16 protein-coding genes are annotated in these 20,886 nt (G+C 73.6%); 5 read left to right on the top strand and 11 right to left on the bottom strand.

Annotated features, from left to right (window positions below; genetic code table 11):
- Positions 1-5: 5 nt before the first annotated feature.
- Positions 6-2,474, bottom strand: coding sequence for a putative bifunctional diguanylate cyclase/phosphodiesterase (locus AC3YO9_RS02340; protein ID WP_127784146.1), 2,469 nt, complete (start codon positions 2,472-2,474; stop codon positions 6-8).
- Positions 2,475-2,718: 244 nt separating this feature from the next.
- On the opposite strand from AC3YO9_RS02340, the gene AC3YO9_RS02335 reads away from it, so the two are divergent.
- The gene (locus tag AC3YO9_RS02335; protein WP_127784145.1) at positions 2,719-3,120 is read left to right on the top strand and encodes an Hsp20/alpha crystallin family protein; all 402 of its coding nucleotides are present in this window, start codon (positions 2,719-2,721) and stop codon (positions 3,118-3,120) included.
- On the opposite strand, the gene AC3YO9_RS02330 is transcribed toward AC3YO9_RS02335, so the two are convergent.
- The 4 genes from AC3YO9_RS02330 to AC3YO9_RS02315 all read right to left on the bottom strand — a co-directional run bounded on the left by AC3YO9_RS02330 (position 3,110) and on the right by AC3YO9_RS02315 (position 7,241).
- Positions 3,110-4,573 carry a glycosyltransferase gene (locus tag AC3YO9_RS02330; protein ID WP_489981999.1) on the bottom strand — a complete coding sequence of 488 codons (1,464 nt, stop codon included), beginning with the start codon at positions 4,571-4,573 and terminating at the stop codon, positions 3,110-3,112. The genes AC3YO9_RS02335 and AC3YO9_RS02330 overlap by 11 nt on opposite strands.
- Before the next feature lie 75 nt (positions 4,574-4,648).
- Positions 4,649-5,638, bottom strand: a complete 990-nt coding sequence (locus AC3YO9_RS02325) for an Acg family FMN-binding oxidoreductase (protein WP_489981998.1) — start codon at positions 5,636-5,638, stop codon at positions 4,649-4,651.
- A gap of 82 nt (positions 5,639-5,720) precedes the next feature.
- The gene (locus AC3YO9_RS02320; RefSeq protein WP_489981997.1) at positions 5,721-6,620 is read right to left on the bottom strand and encodes an alpha/beta fold hydrolase; all 900 of its coding nucleotides are present in this window, start codon (positions 6,618-6,620) and stop codon (positions 5,721-5,723) included.
- Positions 6,621-6,668: 48 nt separating this feature from the next.
- Complete coding sequence (locus AC3YO9_RS02315) at positions 6,669-7,241, bottom strand: TetR/AcrR family transcriptional regulator (protein ID WP_241249136.1); 573 nt, start codon at positions 7,239-7,241, stop codon at positions 6,669-6,671.
- A gap of 100 nt (positions 7,242-7,341) precedes the next feature.
- On the opposite strand from AC3YO9_RS02315, the gene AC3YO9_RS02310 reads away from it, so the two are divergent.
- Both AC3YO9_RS02310 and AC3YO9_RS02305 read left to right on the top strand, forming a co-directional pair.
- The gene (locus AC3YO9_RS02310) at positions 7,342-8,223 is read left to right on the top strand and encodes a DMT family transporter (RefSeq protein ID WP_489981996.1); all 882 of its coding nucleotides are present in this window, start codon (positions 7,342-7,344) and stop codon (positions 8,221-8,223) included.
- Positions 8,220-9,842 carry an amidohydrolase gene (locus tag AC3YO9_RS02305; protein WP_489981995.1) on the top strand — a complete coding sequence of 541 codons (1,623 nt, stop codon included), beginning with the start codon at positions 8,220-8,222 and terminating at the stop codon, positions 9,840-9,842. The genes AC3YO9_RS02310 and AC3YO9_RS02305 overlap by 4 nt, the downstream gene beginning before the upstream one ends.
- Before the next feature lie 16 nt (positions 9,843-9,858).
- Here the strand turns inward: AC3YO9_RS02305 and AC3YO9_RS02300 are convergent, their stop codons facing one another.
- Entirely contained in the window at positions 9,859-10,470 is a 612-nt protein-coding gene (locus AC3YO9_RS02300; RefSeq protein ID WP_489981994.1) for an HAD-IA family hydrolase, read from the bottom strand.
- Between the two features lie 9 nt (positions 10,471-10,479).
- On the bottom strand, positions 10,480-11,082 hold the full coding sequence (locus tag AC3YO9_RS02295) for a hypothetical protein (protein ID WP_489981993.1): 603 nt from the start codon (positions 11,080-11,082) through the stop codon (positions 10,480-10,482).
- Between the two features lie 159 nt (positions 11,083-11,241).
- Between AC3YO9_RS02295 and AC3YO9_RS02290 the strand changes: the two genes are divergently transcribed.
- Entirely contained in the window at positions 11,242-12,888 is a 1,647-nt protein-coding gene (locus tag AC3YO9_RS02290; RefSeq protein WP_489981992.1) for a zinc metalloprotease HtpX, read from the top strand.
- A gap of 28 nt (positions 12,889-12,916) precedes the next feature.
- Here the strand turns inward: AC3YO9_RS02290 and AC3YO9_RS02285 are convergent, their stop codons facing one another.
- From AC3YO9_RS02285 to AC3YO9_RS02275, 3 genes are all read right to left on the bottom strand, one after another.
- Complete coding sequence (locus tag AC3YO9_RS02285) at positions 12,917-15,040, bottom strand: oxidoreductase (protein ID WP_489981991.1); 2,124 nt, start codon at positions 15,038-15,040, stop codon at positions 12,917-12,919.
- A 71-nt stretch (positions 15,041-15,111) separates the two neighbouring features.
- Positions 15,112-15,756: a response regulator gene (locus AC3YO9_RS02280; protein ID WP_489981990.1), complete on the bottom strand. Its 645-nt coding sequence runs from the start codon at positions 15,754-15,756 to the stop codon at positions 15,112-15,114.
- Positions 15,708-17,057: a sensor histidine kinase gene (locus tag AC3YO9_RS02275; RefSeq protein WP_489981989.1), complete on the bottom strand. Its 1,350-nt coding sequence runs from the start codon at positions 17,055-17,057 to the stop codon at positions 15,708-15,710. The genes AC3YO9_RS02280 and AC3YO9_RS02275 overlap by 49 nt, the downstream gene beginning before the upstream one ends.
- Before the next feature lie 167 nt (positions 17,058-17,224).
- On the opposite strand from AC3YO9_RS02275, the gene AC3YO9_RS02270 reads away from it, so the two are divergent.
- Positions 17,225-19,426: an MMPL family transporter gene (locus tag AC3YO9_RS02270; protein WP_489981988.1), complete on the top strand. Its 2,202-nt coding sequence runs from the start codon at positions 17,225-17,227 to the stop codon at positions 19,424-19,426.
- Between the two features lie 16 nt (positions 19,427-19,442).
- Here AC3YO9_RS02270 and AC3YO9_RS02265 read toward each other — a convergent pair whose 3' ends face one another.
- Positions 19,443-20,861 (bottom strand): amidase, encoded by a 1,419-nt coding sequence (locus AC3YO9_RS02265; RefSeq protein WP_489981987.1) that lies wholly within the window; start codon positions 20,859-20,861, stop codon positions 19,443-19,445.
- Positions 20,862-20,886 lie beyond the last annotated feature (25 nt).

Below are 20,886 nucleotides of genomic sequence, written 5' to 3'. Positions count from 1 at the left end.
CGCCGCTAGGGGCGGGTCGCGCGCACCGTGTCCAGGGTTGCCGGGTGCTGCGGGGACGGGGCGGGACGGCCCCACAGGTAGCCCTGGCCGTGCACCGTGGTGGGCAGCGCAGCCAGCTGCTCGGCGGTCTCGATGCCCTCCACCACGCAGTCCAGCCCCAGGTTGGCTGCGAGCGTGGTGATGGCCAGCACGATGGTGGCGCTGGTGTCGTCGGTGCCCATCCCCGCGGTGAACGACCGGTCCACCTTCACCGCGCTCACCGGCAGCATCGCCAGGTGCCGCAGGCTGGCGTAGCCGATGCCGAAGTCGTCGATGGCGATGCCCACGCCCAGCTTCCGCAGCTCGGCCAGCTGGCGCAGCGTGGACGAGCCCGCCTCCAGCAGCACCGTCTCGGTGAGCTCCAGCGTCAGGTCGGTGGGCTGCAGGTTGCGCTCCTCCAGGGCGGCGCAGATCAGCCGGGGCATGTCTGCGTCGCGGGCCTGGCGGCCGCTGAGGTTGACCGACACGGTGGCTGCCGCGTGCTCGGGGTGGTCGCGGCGCCACTGGACCAGCCCGTCCAGGGCCAGGCCCAGCACCCGCTCGCCGAGGCCGGAGATGAGGCCGGTCTCCTCGGCCACCGCGATGACGCTGTTGGTGTCGACCGGGCGACCGTTGGCGTCGGTGAGCCGGGCCAGGGCCTCGAAGCTGACCAGCGCACCGGTGCCCAGGTGCACCATCGGCTGGAACGCCACCGACAGCCCGGGCCGGTCGCCGGGGGCGGTGGTGAGGGCGGTGTGCAGCGCCTGCTCCACCCGCCCCCGCTCGATGATGTCCGCGCGCAGCCGGTCGTCGAACACCTCGAAGCGGTTCTTGCCCCGCTGCTTGGCCAGGTACATCGCGGCGTCGGCGTCGCGCAGCACCTCCTCGGCGGCGCGGTTGCGCCCGGCGAAGGTCATCCCCACGCTCACCGAGATGGCGTGCTCGTTGCCCTGGTGGACGAAGGCCTCCGACAGGTCGACCCGGATGCGCTCGGCCAGCATGGTGGCCACCTCGCGGGTGCGCATCGGCTGGCTGTCCTCCGGCGGCTCCAGCACCACCACGAACTCGTCGCCACCCACCCGGGCCACGGAGTCGCCCTTGCGCAGCACCCGCCGCAGCCGCTCGGCCACCTCGATGAGCAGCACGTCGCCGGCCGCGTGGCCCTCGGTGTCGTTGACCCGCTTGAAGCCGTCGAGGTCGCAGAAGAGCACGGCCACCTCGTCGCCGGCACGGTCGGCCCGGTTGACCGCAGAGGTGATGCGGTCCAGCAGCAGCGTGCGGTTGGGCAGGCCGGTGAGCGGGTCGTGCAGCGCGGCGTGCTGCAGCCGCTGCTCCGCCTCCACCAGGTCGGTGACCTCGCGGATGACCGACAGGGCGCGCACCGGCAGGCCGCTCGCGTCGCGGCCGAACGGCGTGGTGCGTCGGGAGATCCAGTGCTTCTCCCCGTCCGGGCCGTGCAGCGCGAACCGGTCGGTGAGGGTCTCCCCGTCGGCCAGGTCGCGGATGGCCTCGTTGATCGAGGACAGTCGGAGGCGGTCCTCCGAGGCCAGCAGGTCGCGCAGCAGCAGCCCCTCCCGGGCCTGCACCTGCTCCGGGCTCCACCCGACCAGCGCGAACGCGTCGCGGGAGGCCCACTCGAGCTCGCCGGTGGCGAGGTTGCTGATCAGCGTGATGTCCGGCGAGGTCGCCAGCACCGCCTCGCTGAAGGCGTGTGACTCCTGCAGCTGCTGGTGGGCGGCTCGCTCGCTGGTGACGTCCTCGGCGATGAAGAGCACGCCCACCACCGTCTCGCTCTTGTCGCGCAGCGGGCGGACGTGGTTCTGGTAGGTGCGCCCGTTGGTGTCGCTGACGAAGTCGAAGTCGGCGGGCGTGCCCTCCAGCGCCGCCTCGAAGTACGGGACGTAGGCCGCCAGCAGCCGGCCGGACATGACCTCGGAGACGAGCTTGCCCTCCAGCTGGGTGGCGCTCAGCGACGTCGCGGCCGCATCCCCGGAGAGCCCACCCCCGGCGGCGAGCAGCACCCGCTGCTTGCGGTCGAGCATGTAGATCTGCGTGTTGGGCAGGTTGGCCGCGAGCTGGCGGTAGTTGCCCTCGCTGGACATCTCGAACATGGCGGGGCTGCGCAGCAGCACCCCGTAGGACCGGCGCAGGGTGAGGTAGACGATGCCGACCGCCGCGGCGAAGGCGTCGATGGCCACGCCGTGCCAGCCGCCCATCACCTCGCGCACCGCCTCGAGGTGGTGCGCCGAGTGGTGACCGGTCGTCAGCATCCCCAGCGCCATGTGGCCGTGGTGCAGGCAACAGCTGAGGAAGATGAACGAGGTGGCCAGCGCCAGCCGGTTGGCGAACAGCTGGCGGGTCTGGACCAGTCCCTTGAGGATGGTGCCGGCGATGCCCAGGTAGGCCGCGGCGGTGACGAGGTTGAGGATGACGACCCACTGCCACCCGCTCAGCACGCGCCGGCTCCCTCGGTGGTCGGGCAGGCGCCAGCGAGCCTTGCAGTCACTGGGAGATCCTTCCGACGTTGCGACACCATGCTGTGGACAGGTGTAACCCTATGGCACACCTAGGTTTTCGGCCTCAAGGCGGCGGGGACGCGCGACGGTGGTGGCCGCACAGCAGCGATCGGGGGACCGTGGAGGTGCCGGGCCGCGTCCACCGGGGCCGGAGCAGGTCACCGTCCTGACGAGAGGAACGACCATGACGTCACTCGCACCCACCCAGCGGATGCTCCCGAGCCTGGCAGCCTGGCTGGAGAGTCCGTGGCTGGACTCGGAGTTCAAGCCGGTGCGCATCGAGGAGCGCAGCAAGGACGGCAGCTACGTGGTGCGCGCCGAGCTGCCGGGGTTCGACCCGGAGAACAACATCTCGGTCACCGCACAGGATGGTGTGCTGACCATCAGCGCGGAGCGCCAGGAGTCGCACAGCGACAACGACCGCAGCGAGTTCAGCTACGGGTCGTTCCGTCGCAGCATCGCGCTGCCGCAGGGCGCGGACACCGCCAAGATCTCCGCCACCTACCAGGACGGGATCTTGGAGATCACCATGCCGCACGACACCGAGCCGCGAGAGAAGAAGGTGAAGATCGAGGTCAAGAAGTAGCCGGCTCCGCGCCGGGGCCGAGCAGCGCGAGCAGGGTCGTCACCCACAGCTCGAGGTGGGTGTCGCCCAGGAACTTCTCCCGCACGCGCTGCTCGGCGCCCCGGCCGAGCTGGTCGGCCAGGGCCGGGTCGTCGAGCACGCGGCGCAGCGCCGCCCCGAAGGCCCCGAGGTCGCGGGGGTCGTCGAGCAGGATGCCGCTGGTGCCGTCCACGATCTGCGCCTGGATCCCGCCGACCGCGCTGGCCACGACTGGCCGGCCCTTCCACATGGCCTCGGCCACGGTAAGGCCGAAGCCCTCGGCCAGGCTCTTCTGGGTGATCACGGTGGCGTGCCGCTGGATCGCGTTGACGATGGCAGCGTTCTCGTCGATGTCGGCCATCGGCAGGCAGGCCAGGTGGACGCGGGCCCGGATCCAGTCGGGCAGCTCGCTCCACTGCTGCATGCAGGCCAGCAGCACCGCCCGGGCCTCCGGGTCGTCGGCCACCCCGGCGACGGCCGGCCCGGCCAGCAGCAGGTGCGCGGGGGTGTGCGGGGCGACGAGCTCGGCGAAGGAGCGCATCACGCCGCCCATGTCCTTGGCGTGGTCCCAGCGCGAGATCTGCGCCACCAGCGGCGCGTCCACCGGGGCCGGCGGGCCGGCCTGCAGCGCGTCGACGCAGCGGTCCACCCGGTCGGGCGAGCCGTCGGTGCGGGTGAAGGTGGGCAGTGACGTCGCGTCGGGCGCGCCCTGGACCACTCCGGTGTGCACCAGGATGGCGCGCACCTGCTCCGGGGACAGGTAGTGGTTCTTGGGGCTGAAGGGGTCGATGGAGGGTGGGATGGCGCTCACCTGGTCGGGAGCGAGCCACGGCGGGGCGAACGCGGGCAGGGTGACCACCACCCGGTCGACCTGGCGCAGGTAGGGCTCCAGGAAGGCCCAGCCCGTGGCCGAGAAGTGGTTGGGGTGGTCGATCCCGATGTGGCAGCGCCAGAGCGCGGTTGCCCCCAGCTCGTGCACCGCGTCGACGAGCCCAGCGGTCTGCGGGTCGTGCAGCACCACCACGTCACCGGCGCGCACCACGGCACGCAGCTCCTGGGCGCTGGGCGCCAGCGTGGCCTCGTACAGGGCGTGCTCTGTCGTGCCCAGCTCCCCGCCGTCGCCGGCGAAGCCGTAGATGTTGTTGTGCACCCGCTTGGTCACCGCGAAGAACTCGGGCGGGCCGGGGATGACCAGCCACCGTGCGCTGACCCCGACTCCGCGGGCCCAGCCCAGCAGCGCGCGGAGCATCTCGGCGACGCCACCGCCCTGGGCGGTGGAGCTGACGTTCCAGATCGCCGGGCGGCCGAGCTGGTGCTGCAGGTCGTCGGCCACCTCCGTGAAGTGCGCGACCCGCTCGGCGCCGAGCACCGGGGTCAGCCGCTCCGGCGGGAACGCCGGGATGGTGACCTCCTGCAGCCCGCTGACGGCGGTCACGGGAGACGGTCCTGCGCGTGGTGGCTCATGGGTCGCCCTCTCCTCGTCGGTGCTGCCGAGCTGGTGTTGGGTGCGCTAGCCCTGCGTGGTGACGGTGTCGGTGAGGGGTCTGCGCGGGGTGCGCGGACCGGGGAACTCCTCGGTGACGGGCTCACCCACCCGCACCATCACCTGCGGCTCACCCTCGCCGTCCAGGGCCACCAGGCGGGCGAGGTTGCGGACGACCGGGGACTCCGACACCTGGCTCAGCGTGCACGTGGCGAACCCGTCCAGGGTGGCCTGCAGCAGCACGGCCGACAGCGTCTCGCCCGAGCACAACCAGTCGACCTGCTGGTCGGTGGGCGTGCTCAGCACGCAGAACACCGCGCCGTCGTCCTGCGCCGGCGGCGACGCGAGGTCGCCGGGCTGGCCGGCCCGCCCGGGCACCGCGCCGGGCACGGTGCCGGTGGAGGGCAGGTTCCCGGCGGGGATCCCCTCCCCGGAGGCCACCGAGGTGTGCGTCCAGCTGGCCAGCTCGTCCCGGTAGCGCGGGTCGTTGCGCTGCACCGCGTCGGCGTGGCCCAGGCCCACCACCAGCTCGTCCCGGCGGGTGGGGTCGGTGATCAGCGTGACCTGCACCCGCGGGTCGCGTGGCACCTGGGCGACGTCGGCCAGGGTGGTCTCGGGAACCACCACGGAGCGGAACGGACGCCGGTCGGTGTGCCGGGCCTCGGCGGCAGCCACCAGGGCGATGGCGTCACGGTCCGGCTCGGTCGCCCGGTGCAGCTGCATGGTGGCCAGGTGCAGCGGCTCCTCGGGACGAGGCAGGCGGGTGATCTCGCTGCGCCAGCCCATCGCCAGGAACGCCACCCGGGCGTGGTCCAGCGCCGCGCCGCAGCTGATCGTCATGTCCCGGCCGTGCGGGTCCACCACCGTCAGCTGCCGCCCGGGGTCGGCGTACAGGTCGACGGTGCGGCCCTGCACCCGCCAGCTCCAGGGCTGGGTGTTGAGCACCGAGGGTGCGCGCGAGGCCACGGCGAGCGCCTCGCGAGCCGTGGCCAGGTCCAGCTGATCCGCGTCGACCATGCCGGGACTCCTTCCGCTCACCACCTCAATCATGACGCGCCGTCCCGGCTGGTCAACTGGGCTGCCTGCAGGCCCGGCCGGGCTACTCCTCAGCAGCCAGGAAAGGGCGGATGGCGGCCAGGGCCTGCTCGGGCTGCTCCAGCTGCAGGAAGTGTCCTGCGCCGGCGATGGTCACCGCCGTGCTGCCCGCGGGCAGCGCCGAGGCTGCACCCTCGGCCAGCTCAGGGCGCAGGCAGCCGTCGCGGTCGCCGTGCAGGTACAGCGTGGGCACCTGGGGCACGCCGAGTGCCCTGGCCTGCTCGGCGGCGTAGGTCGGCGAGCGCAGCCACGGGTAGCCCCAGGCGCGGTAGTAGCGCAGCGCCGCGGTGCGACGGGCGCCGGTGTCCAGCGCGTCGGCGACGTAGGCCAGGTCCTGCTCGGCGTCGTAGCCCGGCGACCAGTCCTGCCACAGCCGGCGCACCAGCCACGGCAGCGTCCGCTCGCTGAGCCCGGGCAGGTGGTTGTAGGCGATGTACCAGGAGGAGCGTGCCTGCCGGGCCAGCACCGCGGGGTGCCGGCGCCTGGCGGCCATGGCGGGGATGGGCGGCACCGCCATCGTGACGATCCGCGCGAACAGCGTCGGCGCGAAGGCGCCCACCCCGTAGGCGGTGATGGCACCCCAGTCGTGGCCCAGCAGCACCGCGCGCTCGTCGCCGCCGAGGGCGGCGTGCAGCGCCACCACGTCGCTGACCAGTGCGCCGGTCTGGTAGCTGCCGTCGGGGGCCAGCGAGGTGGGCGCGTAGCCGCGGGAGAACGGCGCCACCACCCGCCAGCCGTCAGCGGCCAGTGCGGGCGCGAGGTGCCGCCAGCTCCACGCGGTGTCGGGGAAGCCGTGCAGGCACAGGGCGAGCGGCCCGTCGGCCGGGCCCCACTCCAGCACACCGACCCACAGGCCGGGAATCTCGACGGTGGACCTGCGGGGCTGTGCCGCGGAGCTGGTCATCCCGGTATCCAACCTGGTGGGACCAGGCGCGCCAAGCCCCCGAACCGGTCAGTCGACGGAGGCCATGCGGCTGATGCCGGCGCAGAGCATGGCCACCAACCGCTGGTAGACCAGGTCGAGGTCGGTGGCGGCCGGACTGCCCTCGGTGGCCTCCAGCACGCAGAAGCCGTGCAGGGCGCTGCGCAGCGACCAGCCGGCCTGCTCGGAGTCGACCGCGTCCAGGCCGTAGCCGGCGAGCACCTGGCTGATCGCCGTCACCACCTCACCGGCGGCGGCGCTGAGCTCGGCGTCCGGCGCGGTGGGGTAGCGGTCGGTGGCGGCGTAGAGACCGGGGTGCTCCTGGACGAAGCGGCGCCAGGCCTCGGCGAGGGCCCGCACCGCGTCGTCGCGGGCCAGGCCCACGGCGGCGTTGCGCAGGTCGGCGGCGAGGATCGAGCGGGCGTGCAGGCTGAGGCCGCGGAGCACGTCGCTGACCCCGCTGACGTGGTTGTACAGCGCCGACTGCCGCACCGAGAGCGTGGCGGCGAGCCGGGTGAGGTTCAGCGCGTCCACGCCGTCGCGGTCGACCAGCTCGGCGGCGGCGGCCATGACGCGCTCCCGGGTGAGGAAGGTCCTGCTCACTGCGTGCTCCCTGCCTGAGGCGTGCTGGTGATAGGTTATCACTGTGAATGATGGTCCATCTCCGCGTGCTGGGGACGCGCAGGGGCGCGCGCTGCTCCAGGTGGGTGCGGGGGCGACCATCCTCGGTCTCACCTCCATCCTCTACGAGCTCTCCGCCACCACACCCTCCACCGGGGCCTTCTTCCGCTGCCTCTACGCCGTCGTGCCCCTGGGGCTGCTGGTGCTGCTCCGTCGCCGACGCGACGGTCGGCCCACCACGGGCGGCTGGTCCGGCGCCGCGGTGGGTGCGGGGGTGTTCCTCGGCCTCGACCTGCTGCTGTGGCACCACGCGATCAACGAGATCGGCGCGGGGCTGGCCACCGTGCTGATCAGCCTGCAGGTGGTCTTCGCCGCCGGACTGGGCTACCTCGTGCTGCGCCAGCGGGTGAGCCCCCGGCTGTGGTGGTGCCTGCCGGTGCTGCTGCTCGGGGTGGCGCTGGTGGGCGGGCTCACCGTCTCGGGCCTGGCCGTCACCAGCCTGTCCGGGTTCGTCGGGGCAGTGGTGGCCGCCGCGGCGTACGCGGTCTACATCGTCGGGGTCGGCGCGGCCACCCGCCGGGCGCGTCAGTCCAGCGGCCCGATGCTGGTGTCCACGATGGCCACGGCGGTGACGGTCGGACTGGTCGGCCTGTGGGACGGCAGCCTGGACCTGACGCCGCCGGCTGCCGCCCACGGCTGGTTGGTGCTGCTGGCCCTGGACGCCCAGGTGCTCGGCTGGCTGCTGGTCTCCCGGGCCAGCCAGCGGCTGCCCGCCAGCTCCGTGGCCGCAGGACTGGTGCTGCAGTCCACGGCGGCGCTCGGCTTTGCGGCGCTGCTGCTGCACCAGCTGCCCACCACGACGCAAACCGTGGGCGCCGGCCTGGTGCTGGCCGCCGTCACCGCCACCGTCTCCACCCGTGCCTCCCGCACCCCCGTCCTCACCCCGAAGGTGGCCCTGCCATGACGACCGACCGGATCTACCGCAACGCGACGGTGCACACCATGGCACCGCAAGCCAGTGCCACGCCGGCGACCGCGCTCGCCTGCCGCGACGGGCGGTTCCTCGCGGTGGGCACCGAGGAGGAGGTGCGGGCGGCGGCCAGCGCCGACGCGGAGGTGGTGGACCTGGGCGGGGCCACCGTGGTGCCCGGGTTCATCGAGACGCACCTGCACCCGCTGATGTGGGGGATGCTGCTGGCCGACGTGGACGCCACCAGCGAGGCCTGCCCGTCCATCGAGGCGGTGGTCGAGGCGATCCGGGTGCGGGCGGCCAGCACGCCCGCCGGCGAGGCGATCAACGCCTGGGGCTTTGACGACAGCCTGGTCGCCGAGGACAGGGCCCTCACCGCCGCCGACCTCGACCGGGCCACCACCGCGCACCCGGTGCGGGTGCGGCACCTGTCGGTGCACGCGGAGTACGTGAACACCCTGGTGCTGCAGCAGTGCGGCGTGACCGCCGAGACTCCCGAGCCGGCCGGCGGCCACATCGTCCGTGACGCCAGCGGCCAACCGACGGGGGAGCTGCAGGAGCCCGGCGCCATGGCACTGGTGGCCGACCACAGCCAGGCGATGGCCCCGGACGCGGCCCGGGCGGGGCTGCTGCGGGCGCAGCAGCGGATGGCGGAGGTGGGCGTCACCAGCTTCCACGACCTCTACGTCACCGCCGACATGCTGCAGGCCTACCGGGCGGTGCACGCGGCCGGGGAGCTGCGGCTGCGCGGGCGCCTGTACGTGGGCCACCACCTGCTCGATGCAGAGCTGGGCGGCGCAGGAGCAGACGGGGCAGGAGCACTGGAGGCGGCCGACGACGACCAGCTGCGGGTGGGCGGGGTCAAGCTGATCTCCGACGGCTCCATCCAGCTGCACACCGCGGCGCTCAGCGAGCCGTACCACGACCTGGGCGGGTGCAGCTGCGGGTCGATGGTCATCCCCGCCGCACCGCTGGCCGCGCTGGTGGAGCGGGTGCACGCCGGGGGCAGGCAGGTGGCCGTGCACACCAACGGCGACCTGGCCATCGACCACGCCCTGGACGCGATCGAGCAGGCGCAGGCCGGGCGTCCCGACGAGCAGCTGCACCACCGGCTCGAGCACGTGCAGACCCTGCGCGAGGACCAGGTGCAGCGGATGGCCCGGCTGGGGGTGTCGGCGTCGATCTTCGTCAACCACGTCTACTACTGGGGCGACCGCCACCGCGACCGCTTCCTGGGCCCGGACCGCGGTGCCCGCATCAGTCCGGTGGCGTCGGTGGCGCAGGCCGGCATCCGCTACGCGCTGCACTGCGACTGCCCGGTGACGCCGGTGAACCCGCTGTTCACCATGGCCACCGCGGTCACCCGCCGAACCCGGCAGGGCGCCGTGCTCGGCCCGGAGCAGGCGGTCACCCCGCGGCAGGCCCTGGCCGGCTACACCAGCTCGGCCGCGGCGCTGGCCGGCGAGGACGCGGTGAAGGGCACCATCGAGGTGGGCAAGCTGGCCGACTTCGTGGTGCTGGGGGCAGATCCACTGGCCACCGACCCTGCCGCGCTGGCGGACGTCCCAGTGCTGGCCACCGTGGTGGGCGGCCGGCAGGTGCACCCCGCCTGACGGTGGCGGAGGCGGGTCAGCTGCCGAGGAGCCCGCGGGCGGTCAGCTCGGCGCGCAGCTGGTCGGGTCCGGCGTAGAGCACCGAGTCGAGTCCCGCGGCCAGGCCGCCGTCCACGTTCTCCTGCTTGTCGTCGACGAACAGGCAGCTCGACAGCGGGACCTCGAGAGCCTCTGCGGCCTGGGTGTAGGCGCGCTCGTCCGGCTTGGTCACCTTCATGAACCCGGCCACCAGCACCGCGTCGCAGCGCTCGGCCACGCCGGGCAGGTGCTCGGCCAGGAGGGTGCCCACCAGCGCGTCGTTGTTGGTGAGCAGCGCGACCACGGCGGGCGGGCGCACCGCGTCCAGCACCGCCAGGGCGGCATCGTCCTCGGCGAAGGCGGCCATCCACGCGGCCTCCAGGTCAGCCAGGGGGCAGCGCAGGTCGAGCCGGCTGCGGATGCCCGCACGCACGCCGTCGGCGTCCACCTCCCCGGCGTCGGCGGAGTCCACGAAGCCACTGCCGTAGAGGCGGCGGTGCACCTCGTCCTCGCTGAGCCCGGCCAGCTGGGCCAGTGCGGCGACGCGGGGTGCCCGGTCGAATCCGGCGAGCACTCCGGCCAGGTCCATCAACAGGTGGGTGGGCGCCATCTCGAGATGCTAGGTCGACACCCGCCCACGGTGGCGACGAAGCAGCGTCAGGACACCTGCGCGGTGCCGACCAGCACGGTGTAGCAGCGCCTCGCTGACCTGCGACATCAGCTGGGCGGCGGTGGCGCCGCGAGGGGCAGGTGAGACGGTGAACCACACCTCGGTTCCGGTGCTGTGCACCCGGACTCGTCCGGAGCGGTCGGTGCCGGTTGCGGCGTCCGCCGGCGCGCTGGTGCTGGCTCCGTCGAGCTCGGCGCGGGCCGCGGACAGCGTCTGCTCCAGCGTGTCCGCCAGCGACTGGGTGGGCGCTGCCCGGTCAGCGGGCGGGTCTGCCGTGCCGGCCTGCTCGAGCGAGCGGGTCAGCATGGCCAGCTGGGCGCCGGCGGTGAGCGCACCGGCGAGCTCCTCGGCCGGGATGCGCTGCTCCCAGCTGCGCGAGATCTGCGCCGACTGGGGCAGGCCGTCGGTGGCCAGGGAGATCGTCACCTCAGCCTCGCCCTGGGCGGCACGCAGGCCGTCGGCGGTCTCGGCGAGTGACGCCTGCAGTGCGGTGAGCGACGTCTGGAGCTCGGACTGGGTGGCGCGCAGGCGCTCCAGCAAGTCGTGCGGCATGGGCTCTCCCGAGGGGGCGGGGTCGGTGTGTCACCGTCTGTGACGGGCTGCGCGCGCAGACGGTTCCCGCTTCTCGTTGACCCGCTTGGCCTTTCGCGCCGATGGCGCAGCGGATAGCGTCGCCGTGACGGCCCGTGGGGGCCACGACGGGGGATCGTGATGACGGGAGTCGTGCTGCGCCGATCGCTGGGGGTGCTCAGCCTGCTCGGGCTGCTGCTGGTGACCGGCGGCACCGTGCTGGTGCTGCTGGGGGTTCCGGTGTGGGTGCCGCTGGTCCTGGCGGCGGTGCTCGTTGCCGGCCAGTGGGCGCTCTCGCCGTTCCTGGTGCAGTGGCTGGTGCAGGCCAACGAGGTGCACCACGACGCCGACGGCTACCACACCGACCACGTGCTGGGGGAGATCGTGGCGCGCCGCTGCGCCGAGGCGGGAGTGCGGCCGGTGCGGCTGGGCATCGTCGAGGACGGCACCCCCAACGCGTTCACCTTCGGCCACACCCGCCGCAACGCCCGCATCTGGGTCACCCGCGGACTGCTGGAGCGCCTGGACGAGCGCGAGCTGGACGCGGTGGTCAGCCACGAGGTGGGCCACGTCAAGCACAACGACGTGGTGGTGATGGCGATCGCCTCGGCCGTGCCGGTGCTGCTCTACTACGTGCACCTGGCACTGCGCGAGAGCCGCGACCAGAACGCCGCCCTGCCGGCCGTCGCCGCCTACCTGGGCTACCTGCTGTCGCAGCTGGCGGTGCTCGGGCTCTCCCGGGCCCGCGAGCTCAGCGCCGACCACTGGAGCTGCCAGGTCACCGGGGACGGCGACGCCCTGTGCAGCGCGCTGGTCAAGATCGCCTACGGCATGGGGCAGGCGGACCGCGAGCGACAGGTGTGGGCGCGCCGGCTGCTCGACAACGGCGACCGGGCGGACAAGAAGGAGGCCCGCGCCGACCTGGCCAAGCAGCGCCGGGTGCGGTCGGTGGGGATGCTCGGCATCGCCGACCCCGAGCAGGGTGCCTCGGCGCTGGCGGCCACGGAACAGGGCCTGGACCCGACCGAGGTCGTCGGGGCGATGCGCTGGGAGACCTGCAACCCGTGGGGGCGGTTCAACCAGGTGCTGTCCACCCACCCGCTGGTGGTGCGCCGCATCGCCGCGCTGGAGACCAGCGGCCTGCCCGGGGCACCGACGCGGTGGAGCGCCAGCGACGTGGAGGCCTCCTGCGCGACGGGCGAGCTGACCCGGGCCCGGCGGCGCTTCGCCGTGGAGCTGGTGGTGCGGTTCGCGCCGTGGCTCGCCGGCCTGGGGCTGCTGCTGGGCTGGGTGCAGGAGAGCGCGCCGCTGCTGGCTCAGTCGGCCACCGCACTGGGGCTGACGCTGCTGCTGCAGACGGCGCTCGCGCACCCGGTGTCCGGGACGGAGCCGGTGGACCGGGTGGCGTCGCTGCTGGGGCGGCTGGACGCGAGCCCGGTGGCCGGGATGGCCGTGAGCATCCGTGGCCGGGTGATCGGCCGGGGCGCGCCAGGCTACGTGCTCTCCCCCGACCTGGTGGTGCAGGACGACAGCGGCTTCGTGGCGGTGCGCTACCGGCAGCCGTGGCCGTTCGCTCGCAGCCTGTTCGGGGTGCTGCGGGCGGAGACCTTCCTCGGCCAGGAGGTGCTGGTGCGCGGCTGGTACCGCCGCACCCCCGCGCCCGTGCTGGAGCTGCGCGACCTGGTGCCGGCGCACGGCAGCACCGTGCGCAGCGTCCGGTGGGTGGCGCTGTACGTGGGCAGCGTGCTGCTCACGGTGGCCGGTGCCTGGGCGTGGCTGCTGGCCTGAGCCGCTTCCGCTCGGGGAGCGGGTTGGCTCAGATCTTGCCGGCGGTCGCCCAGGCGGAGTGGATGGCGCCCTGGATGTAGCCGACGGAACCGGCGTCACCCACCACGTGCACCTCGATGCCGCGGGCGGTGAGCTCGGCCTCCAGGGGCGCGCCGGCGGAGACGTTCGAGGCCACGACCACCAGGTCGGCCGGCGCCGAGGCGGTCTGGTCGCCGACGCGGTAGCGGACCTGGTCGCTGGTGATATCGGTGACCTCCGCCTCGCGCACGATCGTCACGCCGTGCTCGCCCGCCCGGCGCACCGCGGTCCAGCGCCGCGGCATGGCCATCGGCAGACCGATGTGCTTGCCGGCCTCGAGCACGGTGACGTTGCGGCCGCGCTCGGCGAGGAACTCCGCCAGCTCGATGCCCACCAGCGAGCCGCCGATGACCGTGACGTTTCTGCCCATCGGCAGGAACCGCTTGGTCACCTCGCGGATGAGGTCGGGGTTGCGGGTGATGCGGCTGGCCCGGCCGAGGAAGCCGAAGGCCTTGAGCAGCGGACCGGTCTTCCCGGCGTCGCCGTTGCCCGTCATCAGCGCTCGGAGGGTGTCGCCGGTGTGCACGTGCGGCAGGGTGGAGCCCGGCACCGCGGGCACGCCGCGGTGGGCACCGGTGGCCAGCACCACCACGCTGGGCTTGAGCTCGGCGATGGAGCTGGCGGTGGCCTTGTGGTTGAGCTGCACCACCACGCCGAGCCGCTCCAGCTCGTGGCGCTGCCAGTCCAGCAGCGGGCCGTTGGCCGGGGTGGTCAGCTGGGAGAACCACGCGGAGCCGCCCAGCCGGTCGCCGGCGTCGAGCAGGGTGACGCGGTGGCCGCGCTCGCGGGCCACCCGCGCGCTCTCCATGCCGCCGGGTCCACCCCCGACCACGACGACGTGCCGGGGAGAGGGGATGGACAAGAAGGTGGACGCCGACTCGTTGCTCAGGGCGGGGTTGACCGCGCACACCGGGGTGCCGTCCCAGAAGTTCTGCTCCACGCACACGTAGCAGTTGATGCACGGGCGCACCGACTTGCGGTTGCCCGCCCGCAGCTTGTTCACCAGGTCGGGGTCGGCCAGCAGCTGACGGCCCATGGCCACGAAGTCGGTCTCCCCGGCGGCGATCATCTCCTCGCCGACCTCGGGCAGCACCCGTCCGACGGCGATGACCGGGATGGACACCGCGGCCTTCACCTGGCGGGCGAAGTCGCGGTACGCGCCGACCTTGTCCGGCAGGGGGCCCTCGGTGAAGTCGCGGAAGGAGTTGCGGGCCCAGCCGGTGACGTGGATGGCGTGCGCGCCGGCCTGCTCGAACAGCTGGGCGGCCTGCACGGCCTCGGCGGTGGTGAGCGAGCCCTCCTCGCCGAACTCCTTGCCGGCCACGCGCACCAGCACGGCGAGGCGCTCACCGACCATGTCCACCACGGCCTCGATCACCTTGCAGGCGAGCTTGGCGCGGTTCTGCAGCGAGCCGCCCCACTCGTCGGTGCGGCGGTTGTCGGCGCGGGAGAGGAATCCGCCCAGCAGGTAGCCGTGCGCCACGTGGATCTCCACGGCGTCGCCACCGGCCTCCATCACCCGGCGGGCGGCCTGCGCGAACTGGTCGATCACCCAGACGATGTCTTCCTCGGTGGCCTCCTTGTACGTGGGCTGGTTGCCCCCGGCCACGGCGGCCATCATGGTCAGCTCCTCGCGGGTGTTGTCCCGCAGCGCGGACATGTCCCGGGGCTCTTGCGGCGTGGACGCCACCAGCATCGGCCGGCCGTCGAGGGTGTCGATGCGGGCGATGCGGCTGTGGTGGGTCATCTGCACGCACAGCAGCGAGCCGGCCGCGTGCACCCCGTCGGCCAGCATCTTCAGGCCGGGGATGAACCGGTCCTCCGAGAGCCCGGGCTCCTTGCGGCTGGTGGCGCCCTGGGGGTAGGCCACGGCGGAGGCGCCGGTGATGATCATGGCGGTGCCCCCGGCGGCGCGGGCGGCGAAGTGCTCCACGTCGTGGGCGACGATGGCGCCGTCGTCGCAGAGGTTCATGTCCATCGCGGGCAGGATCACCCGGTTGGCCAGCTCCACCGGACCGATCCGGCCTGCGGAGAGGAGGTGGGTGAAGTCAGGCTCGGTACGGCGCACAGGCATTGCTAGAGGCTAACGAGCGCGAACTTCGTGGTGCGACCGGTCCCGTCCACCGGGACTGGACCAGACGACGGTCAGCCCTGCAGGTAGGCGAGCACCGCGAGCACCCGGCGGTTGTCGTCGCCGCTCAGGTACAGCTCGAGCTTGTCGAAGATGTTGGCGCTGTGCTTGCCGACGGCCTTCTCGGTGATGAACAGCCGGCCGGCGATGGCCGCGTTGGACCGGCCCTCGGCGATCAGGGCGAGCACCTCCCGCTCCCGCGCGGTGAGCCGGCCCAGCGGGTGGTTGTCCCGAGCCCGCGACAGCAGCGCGGCCACCACCTCCGGGTCGAGCACGGTTCTGCCGCCGGCCACGGTGCGCACGGCCTCGACGAAGGCGCTCACGTCGGCCACCCGGTCCTTGAGCAGGTAGCCCACCGACCCTTCACCAGTGGCCAGCAGCTCGCGGGCGTAGAGCTGCTCGACGTACTGCGAGAGCACCAGCACGGGCAGGCCGGGGCGCGCCTTGCGGGCCTCGATCGCCACCCGCAGGCCGTCGTCGGTGAACGTGGGCGGCATGCGGACGTCGACCACTGCCACGTCCGCCGCACCCTCGGCCAGCGCCGCCGCCAGCGCGGGAGCGCTGTCCACCGCAGCCACCACGTCGAACCCGGAGGCCACCAGCAGCCGCGTCAGTCCGTCCCGGAGGAGGGCGTGGTCCTCGGCGATGACAACGCGCACGGCAGCTCCATGGTCACGGCGGTCGGGCCGCCTGCGGGACTCTGCACATCCATCGTGCCGTCGAAGGCAGCCAGACGCCGAGCGACTCCCGCCAGGCCGCCGCCGGCAGCGGCCCGCGCCCCGCCGCGCCCGTCGTCGACCACCACCGCCCGCAGCCGGGCGCCGTCGTGGCTGAGCGTCACCGAGGCACGGGTGGCGCCGCTGTGCTTGCCCAGGTTGGCCAGGCACTCGGCCACGCCGAAGTACACCGCCGACTCCACCGGGGCCGGCGGGCGCCCGGGCAGCGCCACGAACACCGAGATCGGGGTGGCCATGTCCAGGGCGAGGGCCTCCACGGCACCGGCCAGGCCCCGGTCGGCCAGCACCGGCGGGTGGATGCCGCGCACCACCGAGCGCAGGTCGCCGAGCGCCGAGACGGTGGCGCCGCGGGCCTCGGCGACGAGCCGCGCGGCGGCGGCCGGGTCGGTGTCCCACAGCTGCTCGGCGATGCCCAGGTTCATCCCCAGCGAGACCAGCCGGGCCTGGGCGCCGTCATGCAGGTCGCGCTCGATGCGGCGCAGCTCGGAGGCGGAGTGGTCGATGCTCTCGGCGCGCGTCTGCGACACCTGGGCCACCCGCCGCTGCAGCTCTGCCCGGGAGGGCGAGAGCAGGGCCTCGTCCAGCTGGGCGCGCCAGCGCACCAGCACCGGCAGCAGGTACCACCACGCCGGCCCGGCCACCAGCAGGAAGCTCCACTCCAGGAAGGCCTTGGCCTGCGAGTCGATGCGCACCACGCCGTAGTTGGTCTCGAAGACACCGTCGGGGGTGACGGCGTAGAGGAACGGGGCGACCAGGTAGAACACCACGGTCAGCGGCAGCGCCAGGGCGATTAAGGCGAGCGCCCAGCCCAGGGTGGTGCTCACCCAGGTCCACAGGTAGTCGCGCCAGCGTGCCGGGTCGCGCGCCCAGGTGCGCAGCAGCGCCCACGGGTGTGACCTCGGCGCGGTGAGGTAGTCGGGGGTCTCCACGGGCCGCCCCAGCACGGTGCCGGCGAGGCGGCGGTGCAGCTGGGCCAGCTGCCGGTTCTGCGGCACGAACAGCAGCAGCAGCACGAGGCCGACGCCCACCACCGCGAGCCCGAGCGCCGTGCTGAGCACCACCAGCAGCACCAGGGCCGGCACGGCCAGGAACACGTAGGCGAGCGCCAGCAGGCTCAGTCGCAGCCGCCAGGTGACGCCGCCGCCCGCAGTCGGCCGGCCGCCGGTGCCCCGGGCGGGCGCAACCGCCGCGTCGGGCGTCGGCGGGGGATCGAGGTCGGTCACCGGTTCATCGTCACCCGACTGGCCCACCGGGAACAGGGGCCTGGGCCCCCCTTCACCTCGGGGTCTGGCCCCCGTGTCAGCGCACCCCGCACACCGCAGGCTTTGACACCACGGAAGCACAAGCCAGGCAGAGCAAGAACAGGGCCAGGACAGGGGAGGCAGGAACCATGAGGGGCAACGCCAGCAGAGACAGGTCAGCCAGGCGCCCGTCGGTCACCGCGATCACTCGGTGGTGCATCAGCCACCCCTGGCGGACGATCGCCGGCTGGCTCGTCGTGGTGCTGGCCGCGATCACCACCGCCGCGCTGGTGCCCACCCAGACCGCCACCGACGCCGCCACCGTGGTCGGCGAGTCGGGTCGGGCCGCGGAGCTCGTCCGAGACGCCGGGCTGCAGCTGCCGGAGGTCGAGACGCTGCTGCTCACCGCACGCGCGGGCACCCTGGACCCCGCCCAGGCGCAGGAGGCCGCGGCGGAGCTGCGACAGGCCCTGGTGGGCGGGACCGGCATCGCGACGGTGGGCGAGGCGGAGTGGTCGGCGGACCGCGGTGCGCTGCTGCTGCCGGTCACCCTGCTCGGTGACGAGGCCGGGGCGGACGACCACGTCCAGACGGTGCTGACCGCCGGTGAGCAGGCCCAGGCCCGCCACCCAGCGCTCACGATCGAGCAGGTCGGCTCGGCGTCGCTCGACGCCGCGGTCAACGAGCGCGTGGGGGAGGACCTGGGCTCGGGCGAGGCGCTGGGGCTGCCCATCACCTTCGGCATCCTGCTGGTGGCCTTCGGCGCGGTGGTCGCCGCCGGCATCCCGGTGCTGCTGGCCTTCAGCGCGGTGCTGCTCACGCTGGGCCTGTACGCGCCGCTGTCCCACCTGGTCCCGGACGCCGGCAGCGTCGCCAACGTGGTGCTGCTGATCGGGATGGCGGTGGGGGTGGACTACGCGCTGTTCTTCCTCAAGCGCCAGCGGGACGAGCGACGCCGGGGGCGCACCAGCACGGAGGCGATCGAGGTCGCCGCAGCCACCGCAGGACGGGCCATCGTCGTCTCCGGCGCCGCGGTGGTGGTGGCGATGTCGGGCTTGTTGGTCACCCGGGACGCGGTGTTCACCGGGCTGGGAGTCGGCACGATCCTGGTGGTGGTGGTGTCGGTGCTGACCTCGGTCACCGTGCTGCCGGCGCTGCTGGTCAAGCTCGGTGGGGCGGTGGACCGGCCGCGGGTGCCGCTGCTGTGGCGGCTCACCGACCGGATGGGCTCCGGCGCGCTGAGCGGGCGGATGCTGCGACCGGTGCTGGCCCGCCCCCGCGCTGCGGCTGCCGCTGCGTTCCTCGTGCTGCTGGCGCTGGCCGCACCAGTGCTGGGGATGCGGGTGCACGAAGCCACGCTGCAGACGCTGCCCCAGGACCTGCCCGCCGTGCAGGCGGCTCAGCACCTGCAGCAGCGGTTCCCCGTCGGGGGGCCGCGCGTCGAGGTGGTGCTGCACGGCGAGGACGCCACCGCGCTGCGGGGGACGCTGGCCGAGGTGGCCGCAGCCGCGGCGCAGGACGGGCTGGGGACACCCACCGAGGATGTCCGCACGAGCGGGGACGGGCGCACCGCCGTGCTCACCCTGACCGCGCCGGGCGCCGCGGGCGCAGCAGGGAACGAGGCCGCGGTCCGGACGCTGCGCACAGACGTGCTGCCGCACGCGGTGGGCACGGACTGGGCCGTGGGCGGGGACTGGGCCGTGGGCGGGGACGTGGCCGAGGGCATCGACCGGCGCGACGCCATGTCCGGCAGCCTGCCGTGGGTGGTCGCGTTCGTGCTGGTGCTCACCATGGCGATGATCGGGGTGACGTTCCGCAGCCGCACGCTGGCGGCGCTGACGACGGTGCTCAACCTGCTGTCGGTGGGGGCGGCGTTCGGGGTGCTCACGCTGGTGTTCACCCACTCGTGGGCGGACGGGCTGCTGGGCTACACCTCCACCGGAGCCATCGTGGACTGGGTGCCGCTGTTCTGCTTCGTGGTGCTGGTGGGCCTGTCGATGGACTACCACGTGTTCGTGCTGAGCCGCCTGCGCGAGGCGCTGCGGGCGGGCGTGCCCTACCGGGCCGCGGTGGCCGACAGCGTGCGAGGCACGGCCTCGGTGGTGACCAGCGCGGCGCTGGTGATGGTGTCGATCTTCGCGGTGTTCGCCACGCTCAGCATGGTGGAGATGAAGCAGATGGGGGTGGGGCTCGCGGTGGCGATCCTGGTGGACGCGACGGTCGTGCGCCTGGTGCTGCTGCCCGCGCTGCTGCTGCTCCTGCAGCCGCGGCTGCAGGGTCTGGGCGGGGTTCGCCCGGACGCCGGTGCGGCGTCGGCGGAGCCGTCGGTGGTGGCTCAGCCCGCAGGCTGAGCCACCACCGCAGGGCTCACGGGGTGAGCGTCGGCCGCCGCCGGCCCACCCCGGTGGCCTGCTCGAAGGCGTGGCCGACCTCGAGCACCCGACGGTCCGCCCGGGGTGCACCGATGACCTGCAGCCCCACCGGCAGCCCGTCGTCGGTGAACCCGGCCGGCACGGACAGCGCGGGGACGCCGGCCGCGCTGATCATGGAGCACGACCGCATCCACCCCAGGTAGCTGTCCTGCTGCACCCCGTCCACCTGCGCCGGGTACTCGGTGTCCACGTCGAAGGGCACCACCTGGGTGGTGGGGGCCAGCAGCACGTCGTAGCTGTCGAAGAACTCCACCATGCGGTGGTGCAGCCGGGTGTGCAGCGTCTCCGCACGGGCCACGTCCTGGCCGGTGAGCTTGCGGCCCTGCTCCACGTTCCAGGCGATGGCCGCCTTGACCTGGTCCGGGTGGCGCGTGACGACGTCGCCGAAGGACGCGACGAACAGCCACGCCCGCAGCACGGAGAACACCTCGTCGGCGTCGTCGAGGTCCGGGCAGGCCTCGTCCACGTGGGCGCCGAGGCTCTCGAACACCTGCGGGACCGGGGCCAGGGCCGCGCGCACCTCGGGGTCGACCGGCATGCGGCCGCCGAAGTCGGGGGCCCACGCCACGCGCAGGCCGGTGAGCTCCGTGGGCATCGGGGCGGCGAAGCCCGCACCGGCCTCGGTGAGCGAGATGGGCACCCGCGGGTCCGGACCGGCCAGGGCGGACAGGCCCAGCGCCACGTCGCCCACGGTGCGGCCCATCGGGCCCTGCACGCTGAGCGTGGACCACCCCATCTGGGTGGGGTGGCTGGGCACGCGCCCCGGGGTGGGGCGCAGACCGACCACGTTGCAGAACGCGGCCGGGTTGCGCAGCGACCCGCCCATGTCGCTGCCCTCGGCCAGGGCGACCATTCCCGAGGCGAGCGCGGCGGCGGCGCCACCGCTGGAGCCGCCGGCGCTCACGTCCAGGCGGTAGGGGTTGCGGGTGGCGCCGAACACGGTGTTGTACGTGTGCGAGCCGGCCGCGAACTCCGGCACGTTGGTCTTGCCCACCCGGACCGCGCCCGCCTCGCGCAGCCGCGCCACCACCAGCTCGTCCTGCTCCGGCACGAAGTCACGGTGCAGGGGCGAGCCCCAGGTGGTGCGCATCCCGCCGGTGACGTGGGTGTCCTTGTGCGCCACCGGCAGGCCGTGCAGCGGACCGGTGGACTCGCCGCGGGCCGTGGCGGCGTCGGCGGCGTCGGCCTGCGCCCGCGCCCCCTCCACGTCGAGGGTGACGATGGCGTTGACCTGCGGGTTGGTCCGGTCGATGCGGTCGAGGTGGGCGTCCAGCAGCTCCCGAGCCGAGAGGTCCCGGCGACGAAGCATCGCCGCCAGCTCGATGGCGGGGGTGAAGCACAGGTCGTCGGACATGGGTGGTCCTCCAGGTCGGGGTGAG

Source organism: Rhodococcus sp. Z6_132, assembly GCF_058133635.1.
Note: the sequence above shows the minus strand (reverse complement) of the source record. Positions and strands in the feature narration are given on the sequence as shown.